The organism is Dorea sp. AM58-8, assembly GCF_003464045.1.
GTDB classification, from domain to species: Bacteria; Bacillota; Clostridia; order Lachnospirales; family Lachnospiraceae; genus Claveliimonas; species Claveliimonas ammoniilytica.
The window spans coordinates 84332-101911 of sequence record NZ_QSDM01000013.1 but is presented as its reverse complement, the minus strand read 5'-3'; the positions used below and the strand labels follow the sequence as shown (position 1 = coordinate 101911).

Sequence of the window (17580 nt, the reverse complement as noted above, 5' to 3'; positions counted from 1 at the left end):
GAGGTGCGGTTGGGGACCTTATTTTCGTAGGACCTTTGAGGTCCAAGCCGGTAATAGTCCCTTACAGGGACAGAGCAAACCACCAGCTAAGCTGGTGGTGCTGATTGATTATAGAGATGGGGAGTAACTATGAAAAAAATCGAGATGCATTGTCATATCCTCCCGGGGATCGATGATGGTGCTGAAGATATGAAACAGAGCCTTCAGATGCTGCATATTGCTATGGAGCATGAGATCGTGGGAGCGATTGTTACGCCACATGGTTCTGCCAGAGATGCCTCTCGTGAACGGACAGAAAAGATCCGCAAGCTGTGCAGGATATTCCGGGCAAAGGCAGAGCAGCAATTTGATGTGATATTTCCGGTGTTTCCGGGACAGGAGATCCTGTATTCATCCGATGCCAGAAGACTTCTGGATGAAGGAAAGCTACTGACACTGGCAGATACCCGGTATGTGCTGGTGGAGTTTATGCCATCCACACCGTACTCCATGCTGTATGGAGCAGTGCGGGAGATGCGCATGGGCGGATATGTCCCGATTATGGCACACGTAGAACGGTATAATGCTTTGCGCGAGGGAGACAGGCTCGCAGAGCTCGCGGAAGCCGGAGCAAAGATACAGATGAATTACAGTTCGGTAGGCGGCAGCATTCGCAGTCAGACCACCAGATGGTGCAGAAAGCAGTTGGAAGAGCAGTGGGTCGATTTTTTATCGACAGACATGCATGATCCGGTACACCGCAAGCCGGATACGAGCAGCGCAGACCGCTGGATGCAGAAGCATCTGGATGAAGAATATATCAGGCTGCTGGTGCAGGGCAATGCACGAGCGATTCTGGAAGAAAAAAGACAACAGGCTAGAGGAAAGAGATAGATGGAAAAGAGATTTGAGAATGACGAGATGGAGATCGATCTGTTAGAGATCTTCTATATATTAAGATCAAAGATACTGATCATTATACTGACAGGCATTATATTTGGAGCAGCAGCGTTTGGGTATGCCGGATTTCTGGCGACGCCGAGCTATACCTCATCATCCATGATGCTGGTACTTACAAAGGAGACGACGCTGAGTTCGCTGGCAGACCTGCAGATCGGTTCACAGCTGACCAAGGACTATTCGATCCTGATTACGAGCAGACCGGTGCTGAATGATGTCATCGATAACCTGGATCTGGATATGAATTATAAGCAGCTGCGCGACTGCATTACGGTTAATAATGAATCGGATACACGTATCCTGCAGATATCAGTAGAATATCCGAATGCAAAGAAGGCAAAAGAGATTGTAGATGAGCTGTCTACCGTATCTTCCGAGTATATCGGAGATAAGATGGAAGTTACACCGCCTAAGATCATTGAAAAGGGTGAGGCATCCTACGAAAGAACAGACTTGAGCGTAAAGAAGACGATCGCGATTGGGGCACTGCTTGGCATGATCCTGTGTGCAGCTATTGTGATAGTGCGTGCACTGATGGATGACAGCATCTGCGTAGAAGAAGACATTGAGAAATATCTGGGTATCTCTACACTGAGTGTGATCCCGGACAGAAAGGACTATATTAATGGATCAGGAAAGAAGAAGTCAAAGAAGTGATGGCGCGTCGAAGCTTCGACCGACTGTCACACTGACGGACCGACGCAAAGAAGACTATTTTTATGAAGAAGCATTAAAGACTCTGCGAACCAATATTCAGTTCGCGGGAGCAGACATACATTCGATACTGGTGACCAGCTGTTTCCTAATGAAGGAAAAAGTGATGTGATCTCACAGTTGGCAAAAGAGATGGGCAAGGCAGGCAAGAAAGTCCTGCTGATCGACGCGGATATCCGTAAGTCATCCTTTGTACAGAGATATCAGGTACAGCAGGAGGTCAAAGGACTGTCGCAGTATCTGAGTGGACAGGTGCCGATCAGAGAGATCCTGTATTCTACGAACTTTGAGAACGTAGACATCATCTTTGCAGGACCTGTGGCTCCGAATCCATCAGAGCTGCTGGAAGGCAAAGGGTTTGGCAGACTGATCGAAGGCCTCAGCCAGCGTTATGACTATGTGCTGGTAGATACTCCGCCGATGGGCAGCGTAATCGATGCTGCGATCGTAGGCGGTGCGTGCGATGGAGCGATCCTTGTGATCGAGAGCGGTCGCGTAGGCTACCGCATGGCACAGAAGGTCAAGAGCCAGCTGGAAAAGAGTGGCAGCCACATCCTGGGAGCTGTATTAAATAAGGTCGATATGAAGAAAGGCAAGTATTATTCATATGACAAATACGGCAAGTACGGTAAATATGGTAAGTATGGGAAGTACTAGATGATGAGAAAGAAGAGTATCATACATAGTCTGCTGATTATTACACTTGTACTGGGCATGGTCGGTATGACAGGATGCCATAAGAAAGACACGGATAGCACGGCGAAGCAGCAGGCACAGACAGAAGACGAGAAAGAACCGACGATCCAGTGGCAGGGCAAGAACTGGCAATATAATAAGAACATCAGCAATTATCTGTTTATCGGTGTAGACACCAGAGAACAGAGCGATACACGAGTGGGACGAAGTGATGCCGGACAGGCAGATGCATTGTTCCTGTTGTCGCTGAACCGCAAGAACGGAGAAGTGACGATGATCTCCATTCCACGAGATACCATGACGGCGGTCGAAAGTTTTGATCTGGAAGGCAACAGCCTTGGTACCTCCACCGATCACATCAGCTTATCCTATGGATATGGCGATGGCGGTCAGGAGAGTTGCAAGCTCACACAGAAAGCGGTGGAGAATCTAATGTATGGCGTGCCGATTCAGGGCTACATTGCGTTGAATCTGGATGGACTGCCGGCACTCAGTAAAAGCCTGGGCGGTGTGACGGTGACTGTACCGAATAACAGCCTGGCAAGCGCGTATCCGGAATACACGCAGGGTACAGAAGTAACACTGGATGAAAGCAATACCGAGCTTTTTGTCAGAAGCAGAGATGTCGAGACTAGTCAGAGCGCTATCGCCAGACTGGAACGCCAGAAGGTCTATATCAATGCATTTATCAAGAAGGCGAAAGAGCGCTATGCAGAGAGCAAGACTTACGCGGCAGAACTGTATCAGACGCTTACACCGTATATGGTAACAAATATCAGTCAGGATCGTCTGCTGACATTGATCCAGTCCGTAGACCAGGACAAGGATTATACAGAATGGACCATTCCGGGCGAAGGCGTGGAAGGCGAGTCCTTTGATGAATATCACGTAGACGATGACGCACTGTATGAGCAGATCATACATACTTTCTATAAAGAAGTGAAATAAAGGAGAATCAGAGCATGAAGAAGCGTACCGCGATCGCGGGCATCCTGGTACTTGCCGGAGTCATCTGTGCAGGAGTGGCTGAATATCAGTACTACCAGGACAGACATGCAGGTAAGGAATACGATAAGCTAAAAAAAGAAGTAGTAAAAGAAGATACCGATCAGGCGGAGGAGAAGCCTGCGCTTGACATACCGATAGACTTTGCCACACTGCAGAGCAAGAATCCGGAGATCTATGCATGGATCCGGATACCGGGGACAGTGATCGATTATCCGATCGCACAGAGTGAGACGGATAATGCTTACTACCTGGATCACAATGCTGAGAAAGAAGAGAATGCGGCAGGAGCCATATTCACCGAGGATTATAATTCGAAGACATTCGAAGATCCGAATACCGTGATCTACGGTCACGGCATGACGAATGGAACGATGTTCAATGGCTTACATCAGTACATGGACCGCTCGTTCTTCGATGAGAACAGAGAGATCATCATTTACATGCCGGATCAGATCCTGCATTATAAGATTTTTGCAGCATACTTATATGACAACAGACATCTGATGCAAAGCATCAATTTCAATAATAAAGATATATTTCAGGCATATCTGGACAATGTATTCAACATCCGTGATATGCAGGCATCGGTCGATACCTCTATGAAGGTAACGGCAGACGACAAGGTCATCACGCTCTCCACCTGTTACGGGGGGATGAGCGATAAAAGATATCTGGTACAAGCAGTACTGGAGTCTAAAGAACAATAATGATGATAGAAGGAGGAAAACAACAAATGAAGAAGAAACTCATTGGATTGGCAATGCTCGTAACTCTGGCAGCTATGCAGGTTATGGGTGTGTCAGCAGCAGGAAGCAAGACTACAGGAATGGCAGTCGTTGGTGATACTCAGGGTTCATATGCATTTGAGGACGTGTCAAAAGCACAGGGACTGGATGCAGATACAGCAGATCTGATCAGCCAGATCAACGCTGGTACTAAGACTCTGGATGACCTTGCTAAGGCAGCACCGGAGATCGCATCTTCACTGGAAGGCAAGAGCCTGGTTACATCAATCCAGGATCTGGCAGCCCTGGATGGAGCTTCAACTACAGATGTTAAACTGACAATGTCTGTACCTGCTCTGACAAGCGGAATGACAGATGTAGCCGTACTGCACTACAGTACAGCTCGTTCTACATGGGAAGTTATTACACCGGACAGCGTAGACCTGGAGAACAAAGAAGTTACAGCTTCGTTCAAAGATCTGTCTCCAGTAGCAGTTATCGCTAAGGTAGATGCTACAAAAGCAGCTGACAATGCTACAGGTACAGCTCCTAAGACAGGAGTAGAGGCTAACAACTCATGGATGGCATGGGGATGTGCAGCAGTAGTTCTTATGGCAGCAGCAGTTCTGACATTCAAAAAGAAAAGAGTGTAAGATAATATTCGGAGATCATCCGAAAAGGTAAGAAGCTGGCATATGATATCTGGTATGTCAGCTTCTTAATTGAAGCGAAAGCAGTATATGTGATTGATGATAATTTAAATAAATGGAACAATGGTAGAAAATGCCATACGGGATTGTTTCTTAGTAGTATTGAATGTAATATACAAAGCTCTGTGGCGGACTTTGTATTTCTTATAAAAAGGCTTTGTTCGTTGGTAAGTAAGAGGATTGTAACAGCTAGTTAAAAACGAACGTAATAGGATCTGGGAAATGAGAAAAGAGGAAAGAAAAGTATGTATAGAAAAGATTCTGTTGGATGGATAAAGCATGTGGATTTTATCATCTTAGATTTGATCTGTTTGCAGGTGGCGTTCGTTCTGGCGTATGCATTAAGCGGATATGGAGCTAATCCATACCAGCTAATTCTTTATAGAAATATGGCTGTCTTTATGGAAGTAGCAGATCTGGTAGTGCTGTTTGTAATGGGGACGTTGAAAAACGTTCTGAAAAGAGGACATTATAAAGATTTTGTTGTAACTGTACAGCATGGAGTGATTCTTGGAGCATGTTTATTGCTTTATTTGTTTATGCTTCAGGAAGGACAGCGATATTCCAGACTGGCATTAGTACTGAATCTCGTTATCTATATTCTACTTACTTATCTGGTAAGAGAGCTGTGGAAATATTTGCTTAAAAAGAAAATGGAAGATGGTGAAGATCGTTCCTTACTTCTTGTAGTTTCAGCAGATGTAGTGAGTTCAGTAGTAGAAAGCATGAAAGAGCATAATTATGCCCTGTATAAGATTGCTGGAATTGCTGTCATAGATAAGGAAATGACAGGAAAGTATATAGATGGCGTGAAAGTAGTTGCCAATATGGAAAACGCAGCAGAGTATGTCTGCAAAGAATGGATTGATGAAGTTCTCATAGTGACATCCAGTGCAGTTCCATATCCAAAAGAACTGATCGAGCAGTTTACGGAAACCGGAGTAACCGTGCATCTGAATCTTGCAAAGGTACAAAGCGTGTCGGGGAAAAAACAGTTTGTAGAAAAAGTTGGAGATTATACAGTATTGACTACCAGTATTAACTCCGCATCTACAAGAGATCTGATGCTGAAACGACTGATGGATATTGCCGGAGGTCTGGCAGGATGCCTGATTACCGGAATCTTGTGTATATTTGTTGCTCCGGCAATTTACATAGCATCACCGGGACCGATCTTTTTTGCACAGGAACGTGTAGGAAAGAATGGAAAAAGATTTAAAATGTATAAATTCCGAAGCATGTATATGGATGCAGAAGAACGTAAGGCTGAACTGATGAAAGATAACAAACTTGGGGATGGCAAGATGTTTAAACTGGACTTTGATCCACGTGTTATCGGAAATAAGATACTTCCGGATGGAACGCATAAGACAGGAGTCGGTGATTTTATCAGACGAACAAGCTTGGATGAATTTCCGCAATTCTTTAACGTATTACGTGGAGATAGCGGTATAATAGGGACAACCAAGAAAAACCTTGATTTTACAAGGGTTTCGCTGGCTTAGTCGAATTTTGTTATGATAATTTTTCTGTATGGTTGTGTCGAGTAAGTTGCGAAACTGCGAAAAGTGAATGGTTTCTTGGATGCTTATTTTGACCCACACTATAAGCTGAAAAATTATGATAAGGAGGTTTGACCTAGCCTGCGAATGATCTTTTTAATAAGAACATTCACAGGCTAGTCGTCGTGTTGAAGAGCTTACCTAATAAAAATAAATAATTATGAGGAGTGTGTTGAAAATGAGAAGAAAATTATTAATTGTAGCCTCTAAAAGATATGGAGATTATGTGAAAGAGATAGCAGAGTCAATGGGTTGCTTTGAAGAAATCTCCTTTGTAGATAATGACAGAGAAGGTGCTATTGGAAAACTGGAAGAAGTAGAAACTTTTTATCCAGAATATAACTGTGCGATAGCTGCATGTGATGATGGAACAGAAAGACTTGAATGGAATAAGAAATTAGAAACACTTTATAATATTCCGGTTTTATTCCATATGGATTCTACAATTTCTCCATCAGCTAATTTAATGCCTGGTTGTATTGTTGAGCCGAGAGCAGTTGTTGGTTGTGGAAGCACTATCGGTCAGGCAACAGTTATAGGTGCTAATACAGTAGTGGAGCCATATAGCTTTATTGGAGATAGCTGTACATTAAAATCTGGAACGATTGTGAAATCAACAAGTGTACTTGAAATGGGAACTGAAACAGAGCAGGGAACTGTTTTATTTACACCGCTTGAAAAGAAGTAAATCACGAAATTGAAAAGAATTATGAAAGGATGAAACCCGCCCAATTTTCGTGGGGGGGTAAACAATGAATAGAGCGAATGAGAATAATATGAACGTGAATCGTACAAAGCAGAACAGTACGCCAAATATCAGATGGATGCTGGTCGGGTATGATTTGATTGTGTATGCAGTAGTAGCAGTAATACTGTTGGTGCTGTACGGAGGAATGGATAAGTTATCAACTACAGGAATACTTCAACAAGTATGCCTCTCTGTACTGTGTATTTTTGTAGCACGTCTTATTGGTAAAGTATATGGGCAGGTATGGAGATATGGTGGGATACAATGTTATATCCGGCTGCTGTTTACCGATTCTATTGCTTTTGTTGCCTATCTGTGTCTGGAGTTATTACTTCCAGTTCAAAAAATTACATTTGCCAGAATGCTTTCGCTTGTCTGCCTCAATCTCTTAGGGGCTTTAGCACTTCGTATGATGTATCGCTACGCATATAAGTGCGGAAATCAGGAAACAACAAGAGGAAAAATTCTTTCTACATTATTACATATGTTTTCTGGTATAGAGGCAGGAAATGAAAAAGAAGTTCAGAAAATCAAAGTTGCAATTATTGGCGCTGGTCGAGTAGGAGTCAGTTTAGCTGAGGAACTTTTGAATAACTCAGAAGCAGCTTATATTCCAAGGGGATTTATTGATGTAAACAAAGAGAAAGTTGGGCGTGAAATTCATGACATTCCAGTTTGGTCAGAAGATGAGGCAACACTTCAGAAGTTAGGAGAGTTTGAAGTGCAGGAGATTATTTTTGCTATTCCATCTATGGATGCCGAAAAGAAGAAAGCTCTTTATGAATATTACAAAAACGCAGGATATAAGTTAAAGGTTTACGATTATCCGACCATGTACACTGCAGGTGGAAAGAGGCATCTTAGAGAATTTGATATTGAAGAACTTCTGTTTAGAAAGCCATTAGTGGTTTCTGATGAAAGAACAAATGCTTACTACAAAGACAAGATAGTACTTATCACTGGCGGTGGTGGTTCCATTGGATCAGAGCTTTGCAGACAGTTGGCAAAGATGAATCCGAAGAAAATCATTATCTTAGATATTTATGAGAATGGTGCATATGATGTTCAGCAGGAATTGAAGATTGCCTATGGAAATAAACTGGATTTACAGATTGAAATTTGCTCTATTACGCATAGAAAAGCACTGGAAAAAGTATTTGAAAAATATCATCCGCAGATCATCATCAATGCAGCCGCTCATAAGCATGTTCCTTTGATGGAGCATAACTGTGTAGAAGCTATTTACAACAATGTATTTGGTACACAGAATCTGGTAGAGCTTTGTGAGGAGTATGGTGCAGAACGCTTTATGATGGTATCAACGGATAAAGCAGTTAATCCTACAAATGTTATGGGCGCAACTAAGAGAATGTGCGAGATGATTGTCCAGAGTGCAAGTACACACGGAAAAGTAAAATACAGTGCAACACGTTTTGGAAATGTACTTGGCAGTGCCGGATCAGTTATTCCGTTGTTTAAGCGTCAGATCGCAAATGGGGGTCCGGTTACTGTTACAGATAAGAGGATTATCAGATACTTTATGACAATTCCAGAGGCTTCACAGCTTGTTCTGCAGAGTGGGGCGATTGCGAATAATGGAGAATTATTTGTTCTGGATATGGGACAACCGGTTAAGATTATGGATCTGGCAGAGAATATGATCCGTTTATCTGGTGTCCAGGGAATTGAAATTGTTGAAACTGGATTAAGGCCAGGAGAAAAGTTGTATGAGGAACTGTTAGTTAAGACAGAAGAACTCGATAAAACAGACAACAGTATGATTTTCATTGAAAGAGATAATGCACTGAGTAAAGAAGAAATCTATAAAAAGATTAATGTACTTAGAGATGCATGTGATACAGGTGATGATCTGATTGCAAAAGAAGCTCTCCGAAGTGTTGTTCCAACATTTAAAAGACCGGAAGACGTAAATAAAGAGATTGCTTAATAACAAGTTAATACATTCTGAAAAAATGAGATTAGGCGAAAAGAGGTAGAAAGTTATGTTTAAAGAAAATAATAAATTTGAAAAATTTGAGTCTAAAGTATGGTTGAGCAGCCCAACCATGCATGGTCTGGAAATTGAATATGTGAAAGAAGCGTATGAAACAAACTGGATGTCCACAGTTGGTAAGAATATCAATGAAGTAGAAAGAATGGCATGTGAATATATCGGCTGCAAATACGCAGTTGCATTATCAGCAGGAACAGCGTCACTTCATCTTGCAATGAAATTGGCTGGTATTGAAGCATATGGAATGCCGAAAGTTGGACATGGTGCATTAGAAGGGAAAAAAGTATTTTGTTCTGATATGACATTTGATGCAACTGTAAATCCGGTAGTCTACGAAGGCGGAGAACCTGTATTTATTGATACAGAGTATGATACTTGGAATATGGATCCGGTTGCGTTAGAAAAAGCATTTGAAATTTATCCAGATACAAAAGTAGTTGTGGTTGCACATTTGTATGGTACACCTGGTAAAGTAGATGAGTTAAATGCAATCATTAAAAAGCATGGTGCCATTTTAGTAGAAGATGCAGCAGAATCTATGGGAGCTACATATAAAGGCGTGCAGACAGGTACATTTGGAAAATATAACACTATTTCTTTTAATGGAAATAAGATCATTACCGGCAGTGCTGGTGGATGCTTCCTGACAGATGATGAAGAAGCAGCAAATAAGGTTCGTAAATGGTCTACTCAGGCGAGGGAAAATGCTGCATGGTATCAGCATGAAGAACTGGGATACAACTATCGTATGAGTAATGTGGTTGCTGGTGTTGTTCGTGGACAGTTCCCTTACCTGAAAGAACATATTGCACAGAAGAAAGCAATTTATGAGAGATATAAAGAGGGCTTAAAAGGACTGCCGGTATCTATGAATCCAATGGATCTGGAAAACTCTGAACCAAACTATTGGCTGTCTTGTCTGATTATTAATAAGGAAGCCATGTGCAAACAGGTTCGTGGCGAGCAGGATGTGTGCTATGTAAAAGAAACAGGAAAGTCTTGCCCGACAGAGATTCTGGAAGCGATTGCATCTATTAATGCTGAGGGGCGTCCAATTTGGAAACCAATGCATATGCAGCCGATTTATCGTTTGAATCCATTTGTTGTCAGAGATGGAAACGGACGTGCCAGATCAAATGCGTATATTGCAGGCGGAGTAGCTGATGTAGGTATGGATATTTTTACAAGAGGATTATGTCTGCCAAGTGACAATAAAATGACAGCAGAGCAGCAGGATAGAATTATTGAAGTAATAAAGGCTTGCTTTGAATAAGGAAGTGTTTTAGGAGAGATTTATGAAGAAAGAAAAAAATCATAAATTGTACCGTAAAATGGGATTTTACGAAAGATACATAAAAAGAGCGATTGATATTTTTTGCTCTGGATTGGCAATTATTGTATTCTGTTGGCTGTATGCAATCATCGCTCTGCTGGTTCGAATCAAACTGGGAAGTCCAGTGTTGTTTACTCAATATAGACCTGGACTGATTGATCCGAAAACGGGAAAAGAACGAATTTTTAAAATGTATAAATTTCGGACTATGACAGACAAGAAAGATGCAGAGGGAAACTTGCTGCCCGATGAAGTGCGTCTGACAAAATTTGGTGCATGGCTTAGATCTACCTCTTTGGATGAACTGCCAGAAGCATTTTGCATTTTAAATGGCACGATGACACTGATAGGGCCACGTCCGCAGTTAGTTCGAGATATGGTGTTTATGTCAGAAGAACAAAGAATGCGTCATACTGCAAAACCTGGATTGTCTGGGCTTGCACAGGTAAGTGGCAGAAATGCAATTTCATGGGATAGAAAATTGCAGTATGACTTGGAGTATATAGAACATGTTTCTTTTGGGCGTGATTTAAAAATTCTTTTTAAAACTGTTGAAAAAGCATTTATTAAGCAGGAGGGAATTACAGAAGAAGGTAGTGTAACTGCTGCAGATTATGGGGATTATCTTCTCCAAACAAAACAGATAAGTAAAGAAGAATACGATAAAAAACAGAACGAAGCAAAAGAACTACTAAAAGGATTGAAGTAATGAACGAGTTAGTTTCAATAATAATGCCCTCATATAATACTGCGAAATTTATTAGTAAGACAATAGAATCTGTATTAGAGCAAACATACAAAAATTGGGAACTGTTGATAGTTGATGATTGTTCAACTGATAATACAGATGAGATTGTATCGAAGTATGATGATGACCGAATTATTTATTTAAAAAACAAAAAAAATTCTGGTGCTGCCGTATCAAGAAATAAAGCATTAAAAAATGCAAAGGGTAAGTGGATTGCATTTTTGGACAGTGATGATTTATGGTATCCGACCAAGCTGGAAGAACAAATAAAGTATATGAAAAAAAATAAATACTCTTTTTCATATACTAGTTATGAAGAAATTGATGAAAATGATGTGACGAATGGAGTGAAAGTAACCGGACCTAAGAAGATTACGAAAATGGGAATGTATCGTTATTGTTGGCCGGGGTGTTTGACCGTAATGTATGATGCGGAGAAGATTGGCAAAATACAGATTGCAGATATTAAAAAGAATAACGATTATGCCATGTGGCTGAAAGTAATCAAAAAGGCAAACTGTTATCATTATGATAAAGTGCTGGCACAGTATAGAAAACGGTCAGGATCAATATCTAATCATGGCTATTTAAAATTAGTAAAATGGCACTATAAGTTATTCAAGGAAGCAGATAATAAGAATAGTATTGCATCGTTATTTTTGACTTTACAAAATTTAATTTATGGATGCTGGAAAAAGGTGCGGTACGTTAAAAAGGTGAGTTAATTATGGGTATGAATGATATGCTGCGTAAAATGGCTGTTCTTTTGGAAAGAAGGCAAGACGCATTATTCTCATATGATGTCAGTAAACAAAAAAAATACATTGCTAAATTAGGAAATCCACGAGATGAGATTGAAAGATCGTATTTTCAGTATAAGTGTCAGATGCAGTTTAATGGAAAAGGAATCACTTTTTTGTTAAATCTGGTTTCATTTCCAGTGGCGATTCTCTATTGGTTCAAATATGGAAAAAAGGTTCAGGTGAATCGGCTAGAGCATAAAAATTTGGTATTTTTTAGAGATGGTAAACCGGAAAATATTTTGCCAAAGTCTTTGAAAAAAAGGTATAAAGCAATTGAAAGTAATCCGGTAGAAGGAACTTTATTAACTGCAAAAGATAAAAAGTTTATAAAAGGAATAATATGTAGATATCCATTTTCTTGGCAGTTTATTTTAAAATGTTTGATTAAAATTGGAAGATATAGTTTTGCCATTGAAGAATATTCACCTGAAGCAATAGCGGTTTGTGCGGAATACTCTTTTACGTCTTCAGTACTGACAGCTTACTGTAAACAAAGAAATATCAAGCATATAGATGTCATGCATGGAGAAAAAATGTACTATATGAGAGATTCGTTCTTTAAATTTGATGAATGCTATATTTGGGATGAATACTATGGAAAAATATTAGCTTCTATGAAGGCAGATAAAAATCAGTTTGTTGTTGAAGTTCCGGCTTCTTTGAAATTCGATGGAGAGCTGATCAGAACACAGAAATATGATTATACATATTATTTAGGTGCAGAATCGGAAGAGGTATTAAAGGAAATATCAAAAATATTGGAACAGTTATATAAGAGTGGAAATAAAATTTCAATACGTCCACATCCGAGATATTCTAATATGGATATTGTTAAAAAGATATTTACTTTTGCAGATGTAGAGGATACAACCCAAATTTCGATAGAGCAATCTTTATTACAATCTGGTGCCGCAATTTCGCTTTATTCAACGGTATTGAATCAGGCATTATGCAATTCAATTCCAATAATAATAGATAATATGAGTAATCCTGAAAATTTTAATAAATTGAAAGAATTGGGATATGTTTGTCTTTATAAGGAACATAGACTTTTATCAGAAGTATTGGAGAAAAGCGTATGATAGGAAAAATTATAAAAAAAATACGAACAGGTTTTTATACAAATCTATGTAAAAAAACAGCCAAGCAATATGGAAAGGGATTACATATAAACCATTGGAGTAAATTTACATCTAAGACTTATATCGGAGATAATTGTCATTTTAATGGGATGAAAGTTACAGGAAATGGAAATGTTACTATTGGAAATAATTTTCATTCAGGAGGAGGAATATTGATATTAACCTCTAATCATAACTATGAGGGAAAATCTATTCCTTATGACGAAACGACTATAGACGGTGATGTCGTGATAGAAGACAATGTTTGGCTTGGGCAAAATGTTACAATTTTACAAGGGGTTAAAATTGGTGAAGGGGCTATTATTCAAGCTGGAAGCGTTGTTGTATCGGATATTCCATCATGTTCAATTGCAGGAGGACATCCGGCGAAAGTATTTAAAATGAGAAACGAACAACATTATTATGAATTAAAATCAGAAAACAAATTTTTTTAGGTGACGATATAAATGAAAGTAATGATTATTGCTCCGTATATATATGATGACAATATAATTGAATTTACTAAAAATAAGACTGGATTTGGAATAATGGTTCAAAATATAGTAAGTTCAGTGGCCGAATTAGAAAATGTTGTTTTATTAACACGAGTTATTACAAAGGGAAAAAATGAAAAGAATTTTAAAATCCTTTCTCATACATGGGGACAGTTCTTTTCTAATGCAAAATTAAAGGATTGGTTAATAGGAATAAAAGCATTTTTTGCGAATGGTGTTACAGTAAAAGATAGAGCCAGACATGTTTTTTATGAAGTAGATGGTGGATATGTTAGAAAACAAATTCAAATGGAAAAACCGGATATAGTTCATATACATGGTATAGGAACTATTACAGAAAGCTATATTAGAATTTGTGAAGAAATGAAAGTAAGGTATACAGTTACTTTACATGGTTTAATTGGTTTGAATGATTCGGTTTCTGCACCGGTATATGAAAAGCAGATAGAACGTGATTTTTTAATAAAAGCAGAAAAAAACAATATACCAATTAGTGTAATTAGTAGTGGTATGAAAGCCAGAATAGAAGAAAACTATTTAGGAAAAAAAGCAAATAATATCACTGTTATTACGAATGGAACGAAAAAAAACGATGAAAATGATACAAAGTTTATTCGAGAAGAAGGCACTTTAACGCAAGAAAAGTTTCAGGAATATTATAGCGATTGTTTGAATCAGAATGATTTATATCCAAAGTTGAGTGATACATATGCTTATTTGCAGCATAGCAAAAAAAATGGTAAGAAAATTCTCTTTTTCGTGGGAAATATAACCAAAAACAAAAATCAAATGCAAGCAGTAGAAATATTGAAAAATACAAAAGTATTTGAAAACACCCTGTTGGTGCTTTGGGGAAGAGAAGTAGATAATGGAGAAGTCCGAAAAAAAATTGTGGAATATCAATTACATAAAAATGTTATTTTAGGCGGATTTAATGATCGAATGGATATTTTTTGGAAATTCTGTGATGTAAATTTATTTTTGAGTTTAAATGATGGGTTTGGATTGCCTATTGTTGAGGGATATATGCATGGAGTACCATGCGTTACCTTTGAGGATTTAGATGCAACACAGGATTTATATTATCCAGAAGCAATGTTAAAAGTAAAAGATAGAAGTAATGAATCAGTTACAGATACATTAAAGACAGCATTGGATAAAAATTGGAAATATGAAGAGATTATTGAAATAGGTAATATGTTTTCGATTGATATTATGTCTGAAAAATATGTGAATTGGTATAAAGAGGTCATGGCGTAGTCAAAGCCTTAGAAAGATTTTATTGATGTGAGGGAAAATAATGAATGAAGGAATAAATAATAGACAAAAAAAGAAGATAAGTTTGATGGAAATTTTTATCCCATTGTTTTGCCTGATCAATCAGTATGAAATTGCAGGTCTTCATTTAGGATTAATTTGTGTAATTGCTGTTGTAGCTATTTATTTTATAAAATATAGAGAATTTTATTTATATAAACCATTATTTATATTTTTTCTATTTATGATAGTACATGATTTTTTCAGGATGTTTATAACTGGATTTAATACAGGACTCTGGGTAGAGAGAGTTTTATACTTATTAATTTTATCGTGTATATATAAAAAAGTTGATGAAGAAAATCTATTTAGGGTTTGGAAAATTATAGGAATTATTGTTATGGCTGGAATTTTTTACCAATCTTTCCAGGTATATATATTGGGACAATCAGTGTCTACAATTAATATATTTCCATTTTTGCAGTCAAATAGCGAAAATTATTTATTGGGTTATGATAGACCACATTCTTTCTTTTTAGAACCGGCAGCATACTGTACATGGATATTACCGCTTTTATGTATGTGTATGAAAAGAAAAAAGCATATCTGGATGGTATTTATTTCGATAAGCATTTTATTATCGACATCTTCAACGGGAATATTAATGACCGGAGTAATATGGCTGTTTTATGCGTTTGTAAGTGCCAGAAGCGAAGGGAAATATTTTAATTCGTTAATGATAGTAGGTGTTTTGATAATAGGTATAGGAGCATTTTCAAACTTGAGTATTTTTTCAATGGCATTAAATAAGTTGACGAATATTTCGGTTACAAATACATCTAATTCAGTTAGGCTTGTGTTGGGATTTCAATTGTTTTGGGCTGCACCTTTGATCTATAAAGTATTAGGAATACCATATATGAATGTAGAGAATTATATGCGTTCTGGAGAAGTGGCATTAAGTAAATATAAATTAAGTCTTAATCTTTCATATTTGGGCTTTGTTAATGCTATTGGAAATTGCATGTTAATTTACGGTGTATTTGGATTGCTTTTATATTTGAAACTTTTTTGGAATATATGGAAAGAATCAGATTTATATAGTAAATGTTATGTTTTAACATGTATCATTTCAATATTTGGTCAATCGGTATTTTGGAATAGTCTTTTCGTAACGCAATTTGCGGTGATGTTATGCTCAGTAGAAAGAACATCATTTATTAGAGTGACGTTGGGTCAAGGAGTAACGAGCAATTCATATGAATAAGAAATATAAATATTTATCGAAAAATTTTATTTTGTTTGGGATAAGTAGTTTTGGTCCTAAGATAATAGCATTCCTTATGGTTCCTTTATATACTAATTGTTTATCCACAGCAGACTATGGAATCGGGGACATAGTAAGTACTTCTGCCAATTTGGTATTACCAATCATTATCCTTTGCATCGAAAGTGCAATATTAAGATTTTGCTTTGATAAAGAGTATGAATCCGATGAAGTAATATCAAGCGGGTTATTTGTTTGCCTGAAGGGAATGGTGTTATGTGCTATTTGTACAATTATGATAGGAATACTTCCTTTCTTTAAAATTAATACATCATATTTAGTTGCATTTTATTTAATGGTATTGTCTACAGGACTGTATAATGTACTGACTAATTATGCCAGAGGCATTGATAAAGTACAATATATGGTTGAAATGAGTTTGATTACCACAATAGCATCATGTGTATTAAATGTTGTTTTGTTGGTTGTGCTGAAGTGTGGATTAAATGGATATTTAATAGCTAATTACCTGGGAACCTTTATGGCTGTAGCTTGGGGATCTGTACGACTGAAAATACATAAACACATTAAGTTTAATAAAGTAAATAAAACTACAGTTAAGGAATTGCAAAAATTTGGGTTCCCATTAATTTTTAATAAAATTGGTTGGTGGATTAATAGTTCATCGGATAGATATATTGTTACATGGATTTTAGGTGCAACTGCGAATGGAATTTATACGGTATCATATAAAATACCGACTATGCTGACTGCATGTAGTGATATATTTACGCAGGCATGGCAGTTATCAGCCATAAAAGATTTTGATCCAGAAGATAGTGATCATTTTGTTGCTGATATGTATGAGGCATATAATGGTTTTTTAGTTTTGTGTTGTTCAATGTTAATTATATTAACTATTCCATTTGCACATATTTTATATGCAAAGAGCTTTTTTGTAGCATGGAAATATGTTCCTCCATTGATGATTTCTTTCGTCTTTGGTGGTTTGGCTGGCTTTTTAGGGAGCATTTTTACAGCAGTAAAAGATACTAAAATATTCTCATATTCAACTATGATAGGTGCAGTCGTAAATACCATATTAAATTTTGTATTAGTGTCTTATATTGGTGTAATGGGTGCTGCAGTTGCAACACTTGTGTCTAATATTGTTATTTGGTTAGTTAGATTACAAAGAAGTAAAAGATATATACATATACGAGTGAATTTTCTAAAACATACAATAATGTATATCTTGTTAGTTGTACAATTCATAGTCTGTTTAGGTGGATTTACTATAGTGCCTGTAATAATACAATTAATAATTCTTGTTGCTTTGATTGCTGCTAATAGAAAATTGATAATTAATATAATGAGAAAAGGAAAAATAATGTTAGCAAAATATTTACATCGTTAGGAG

The 17580-nt window shown here is 37.8% G+C and carries 16 protein-coding genes and 1 pseudogene; all 17 read left to right on the top strand.

From position 1 onward, the window contains the following. Window positions 1–129 precede the first annotated feature (129 nt). The 17 genes and pseudogenes from DXA18_RS10640 to DXA18_RS10560 all read left to right on the top strand — a co-directional run bounded on the left by DXA18_RS10640 (window position 130) and on the right by DXA18_RS10560 (window position 17577). On the top strand, window positions 130–873 hold the full coding sequence (locus DXA18_RS10640; RefSeq protein WP_118383849.1) for a CpsB/CapC family capsule biosynthesis tyrosine phosphatase: 744 nt from the start codon (window positions 130–132) through the stop codon (window positions 871–873). Continuing rightward, window positions 874–1596 carry a YveK family protein gene (locus DXA18_RS10635; protein WP_118383848.1) on the top strand — a complete coding sequence of 241 codons (723 nt, stop codon included), beginning with the start codon at window positions 874–876 and terminating at the stop codon, window positions 1594–1596. Beyond that, window positions 1565–2310 (top strand): annotated as a pseudogene (locus tag DXA18_RS10630) (polysaccharide biosynthesis tyrosine autokinase). The gene DXA18_RS10635 and the pseudogene DXA18_RS10630 overlap by 32 nt, the downstream one beginning before the upstream one ends. Continuing rightward, entirely contained in the window at window positions 2311–3297 is a 987-nt protein-coding gene (locus DXA18_RS10625; RefSeq protein WP_243007100.1) for an LCP family protein, read from the top strand. 14 nt (window positions 3298–3311) lie between these two features. Further along, window positions 3312–4064, top strand: a complete 753-nt coding sequence (gene srtB, locus DXA18_RS10620) for a class B sortase (RefSeq protein WP_118383847.1) — start codon at window positions 3312–3314, stop codon at window positions 4062–4064. A gap of 26 nt (window positions 4065–4090) precedes the next feature. After that, window positions 4091–4735 carry an LPXTG cell wall anchor domain-containing protein gene (locus tag DXA18_RS10615; RefSeq protein WP_118383846.1) on the top strand — a complete coding sequence of 215 codons (645 nt, stop codon included), beginning with the start codon at window positions 4091–4093 and terminating at the stop codon, window positions 4733–4735. A gap of 302 nt (window positions 4736–5037) precedes the next feature. Then, a complete protein-coding gene (locus tag DXA18_RS10610; protein ID WP_243007099.1) occupies window positions 5038–6297 on the top strand; it encodes a sugar transferase in 1260 nt (419 codons plus the stop codon). 235 nt (window positions 6298–6532) lie between these two features. Further along, on the top strand, window positions 6533–7042 hold the full coding sequence (locus DXA18_RS10605) for a hypothetical protein (RefSeq protein WP_117636401.1): 510 nt from the start codon (window positions 6533–6535) through the stop codon (window positions 7040–7042). A gap of 64 nt (window positions 7043–7106) precedes the next feature. Beyond that, entirely contained in the window at window positions 7107–9050 is a 1944-nt protein-coding gene (locus DXA18_RS10600; RefSeq protein ID WP_242987483.1) for a polysaccharide biosynthesis protein, read from the top strand. A 55-nt stretch (window positions 9051–9105) separates the two neighbouring features. After that, complete coding sequence (locus DXA18_RS10595) at window positions 9106–10389, top strand: DegT/DnrJ/EryC1/StrS family aminotransferase (RefSeq protein ID WP_117636402.1); 1284 nt, start codon at window positions 9106–9108, stop codon at window positions 10387–10389. 22 nt (window positions 10390–10411) lie between these two features. After that, window positions 10412–11158 carry a sugar transferase gene (locus DXA18_RS10590; protein WP_272491531.1) on the top strand — a complete coding sequence of 249 codons (747 nt, stop codon included), beginning with the start codon at window positions 10412–10414 and terminating at the stop codon, window positions 11156–11158. Continuing rightward, window positions 11158–11922, top strand: a complete 765-nt coding sequence (locus tag DXA18_RS10585; protein WP_055282591.1) for a glycosyltransferase family 2 protein — start codon at window positions 11158–11160, stop codon at window positions 11920–11922. The genes DXA18_RS10590 and DXA18_RS10585 overlap by 1 nt, the downstream gene beginning before the upstream one ends. Window positions 11923–11924: 2 nt before the next feature. Then, the gene (locus tag DXA18_RS10580) at window positions 11925–13082 is read left to right on the top strand and encodes a hypothetical protein (protein WP_117636403.1); all 1158 of its coding nucleotides are present in this window, start codon (window positions 11925–11927) and stop codon (window positions 13080–13082) included. Further along, entirely contained in the window at window positions 13079–13576 is a 498-nt protein-coding gene (locus DXA18_RS10575) for an acyltransferase (RefSeq protein ID WP_055282588.1), read from the top strand. Before DXA18_RS10580 ends, DXA18_RS10575 begins: the two co-directional genes overlap by 4 nt. A 12-nt stretch (window positions 13577–13588) precedes the next feature. Next, complete coding sequence (locus DXA18_RS10570) at window positions 13589–14896, top strand: glycosyltransferase family 4 protein (protein ID WP_117636404.1); 1308 nt, start codon at window positions 13589–13591, stop codon at window positions 14894–14896. A gap of 40 nt (window positions 14897–14936) precedes the next feature. After that, window positions 14937–16160: a hypothetical protein gene (locus tag DXA18_RS10565; RefSeq protein ID WP_117636405.1), complete on the top strand. Its 1224-nt coding sequence runs from the start codon at window positions 14937–14939 to the stop codon at window positions 16158–16160. Beyond that, window positions 16153–17577, top strand: coding sequence for a lipopolysaccharide biosynthesis protein (locus DXA18_RS10560; protein ID WP_117636406.1), 1425 nt, complete (start codon window positions 16153–16155; stop codon window positions 17575–17577). The genes DXA18_RS10565 and DXA18_RS10560 overlap by 8 nt, the downstream gene beginning before the upstream one ends. Window positions 17578–17580 lie beyond the last annotated feature (3 nt).

Coding starts and splice junctions, on each gene's coding strand:
- DXA18_RS10605 (WP_117636401.1), top strand. CDS start 6,533: ATGAGAAGAAAATTATTAATTGTAGCCTCTAAAAGATATGGAGATTAT.
- DXA18_RS10635 (WP_118383848.1), top strand. CDS start 874: ATGGAAAAGAGATTTGAGAATGACGAGATGGAGATCGATCTGTTAGAG.
- DXA18_RS10560 (WP_117636406.1), top strand. CDS start 16,153: ATGAATAAGAAATATAAATATTTATCGAAAAATTTTATTTTGTTTGGG.
- DXA18_RS10575 (WP_055282588.1), top strand. CDS start 13,079: ATGATAGGAAAAATTATAAAAAAAATACGAACAGGTTTTTATACAAAT.
- DXA18_RS10615 (WP_118383846.1), top strand. CDS start 4,091: ATGAAGAAGAAACTCATTGGATTGGCAATGCTCGTAACTCTGGCAGCT.
- srtB (WP_118383847.1), top strand. CDS start 3,312: ATGAAGAAGCGTACCGCGATCGCGGGCATCCTGGTACTTGCCGGAGTC.
- DXA18_RS10580 (WP_117636403.1), top strand. CDS start 11,925: ATGGGTATGAATGATATGCTGCGTAAAATGGCTGTTCTTTTGGAAAGA.
- DXA18_RS10640 (WP_118383849.1), top strand. CDS start 130: ATGAAAAAAATCGAGATGCATTGTCATATCCTCCCGGGGATCGATGAT.
- DXA18_RS10585 (WP_055282591.1), top strand. CDS start 11,158: ATGAACGAGTTAGTTTCAATAATAATGCCCTCATATAATACTGCGAAA.
- DXA18_RS10570 (WP_117636404.1), top strand. CDS start 13,589: ATGAAAGTAATGATTATTGCTCCGTATATATATGATGACAATATAATT.
- DXA18_RS10595 (WP_117636402.1), top strand. CDS start 9,106: ATGTTTAAAGAAAATAATAAATTTGAAAAATTTGAGTCTAAAGTATGG.
- DXA18_RS10600 (WP_242987483.1), top strand. CDS start 7,107: ATGAATAGAGCGAATGAGAATAATATGAACGTGAATCGTACAAAGCAG.
- DXA18_RS10625 (WP_243007100.1), top strand. CDS start 2,311: ATGATGAGAAAGAAGAGTATCATACATAGTCTGCTGATTATTACACTT.
- DXA18_RS10565 (WP_117636405.1), top strand. CDS start 14,937: ATGAATGAAGGAATAAATAATAGACAAAAAAAGAAGATAAGTTTGATG.
- DXA18_RS10610 (WP_243007099.1), top strand. CDS start 5,038: ATGTATAGAAAAGATTCTGTTGGATGGATAAAGCATGTGGATTTTATC.
- DXA18_RS10590 (WP_272491531.1), top strand. CDS start 10,412: ATGAAGAAAGAAAAAAATCATAAATTGTACCGTAAAATGGGATTTTAC.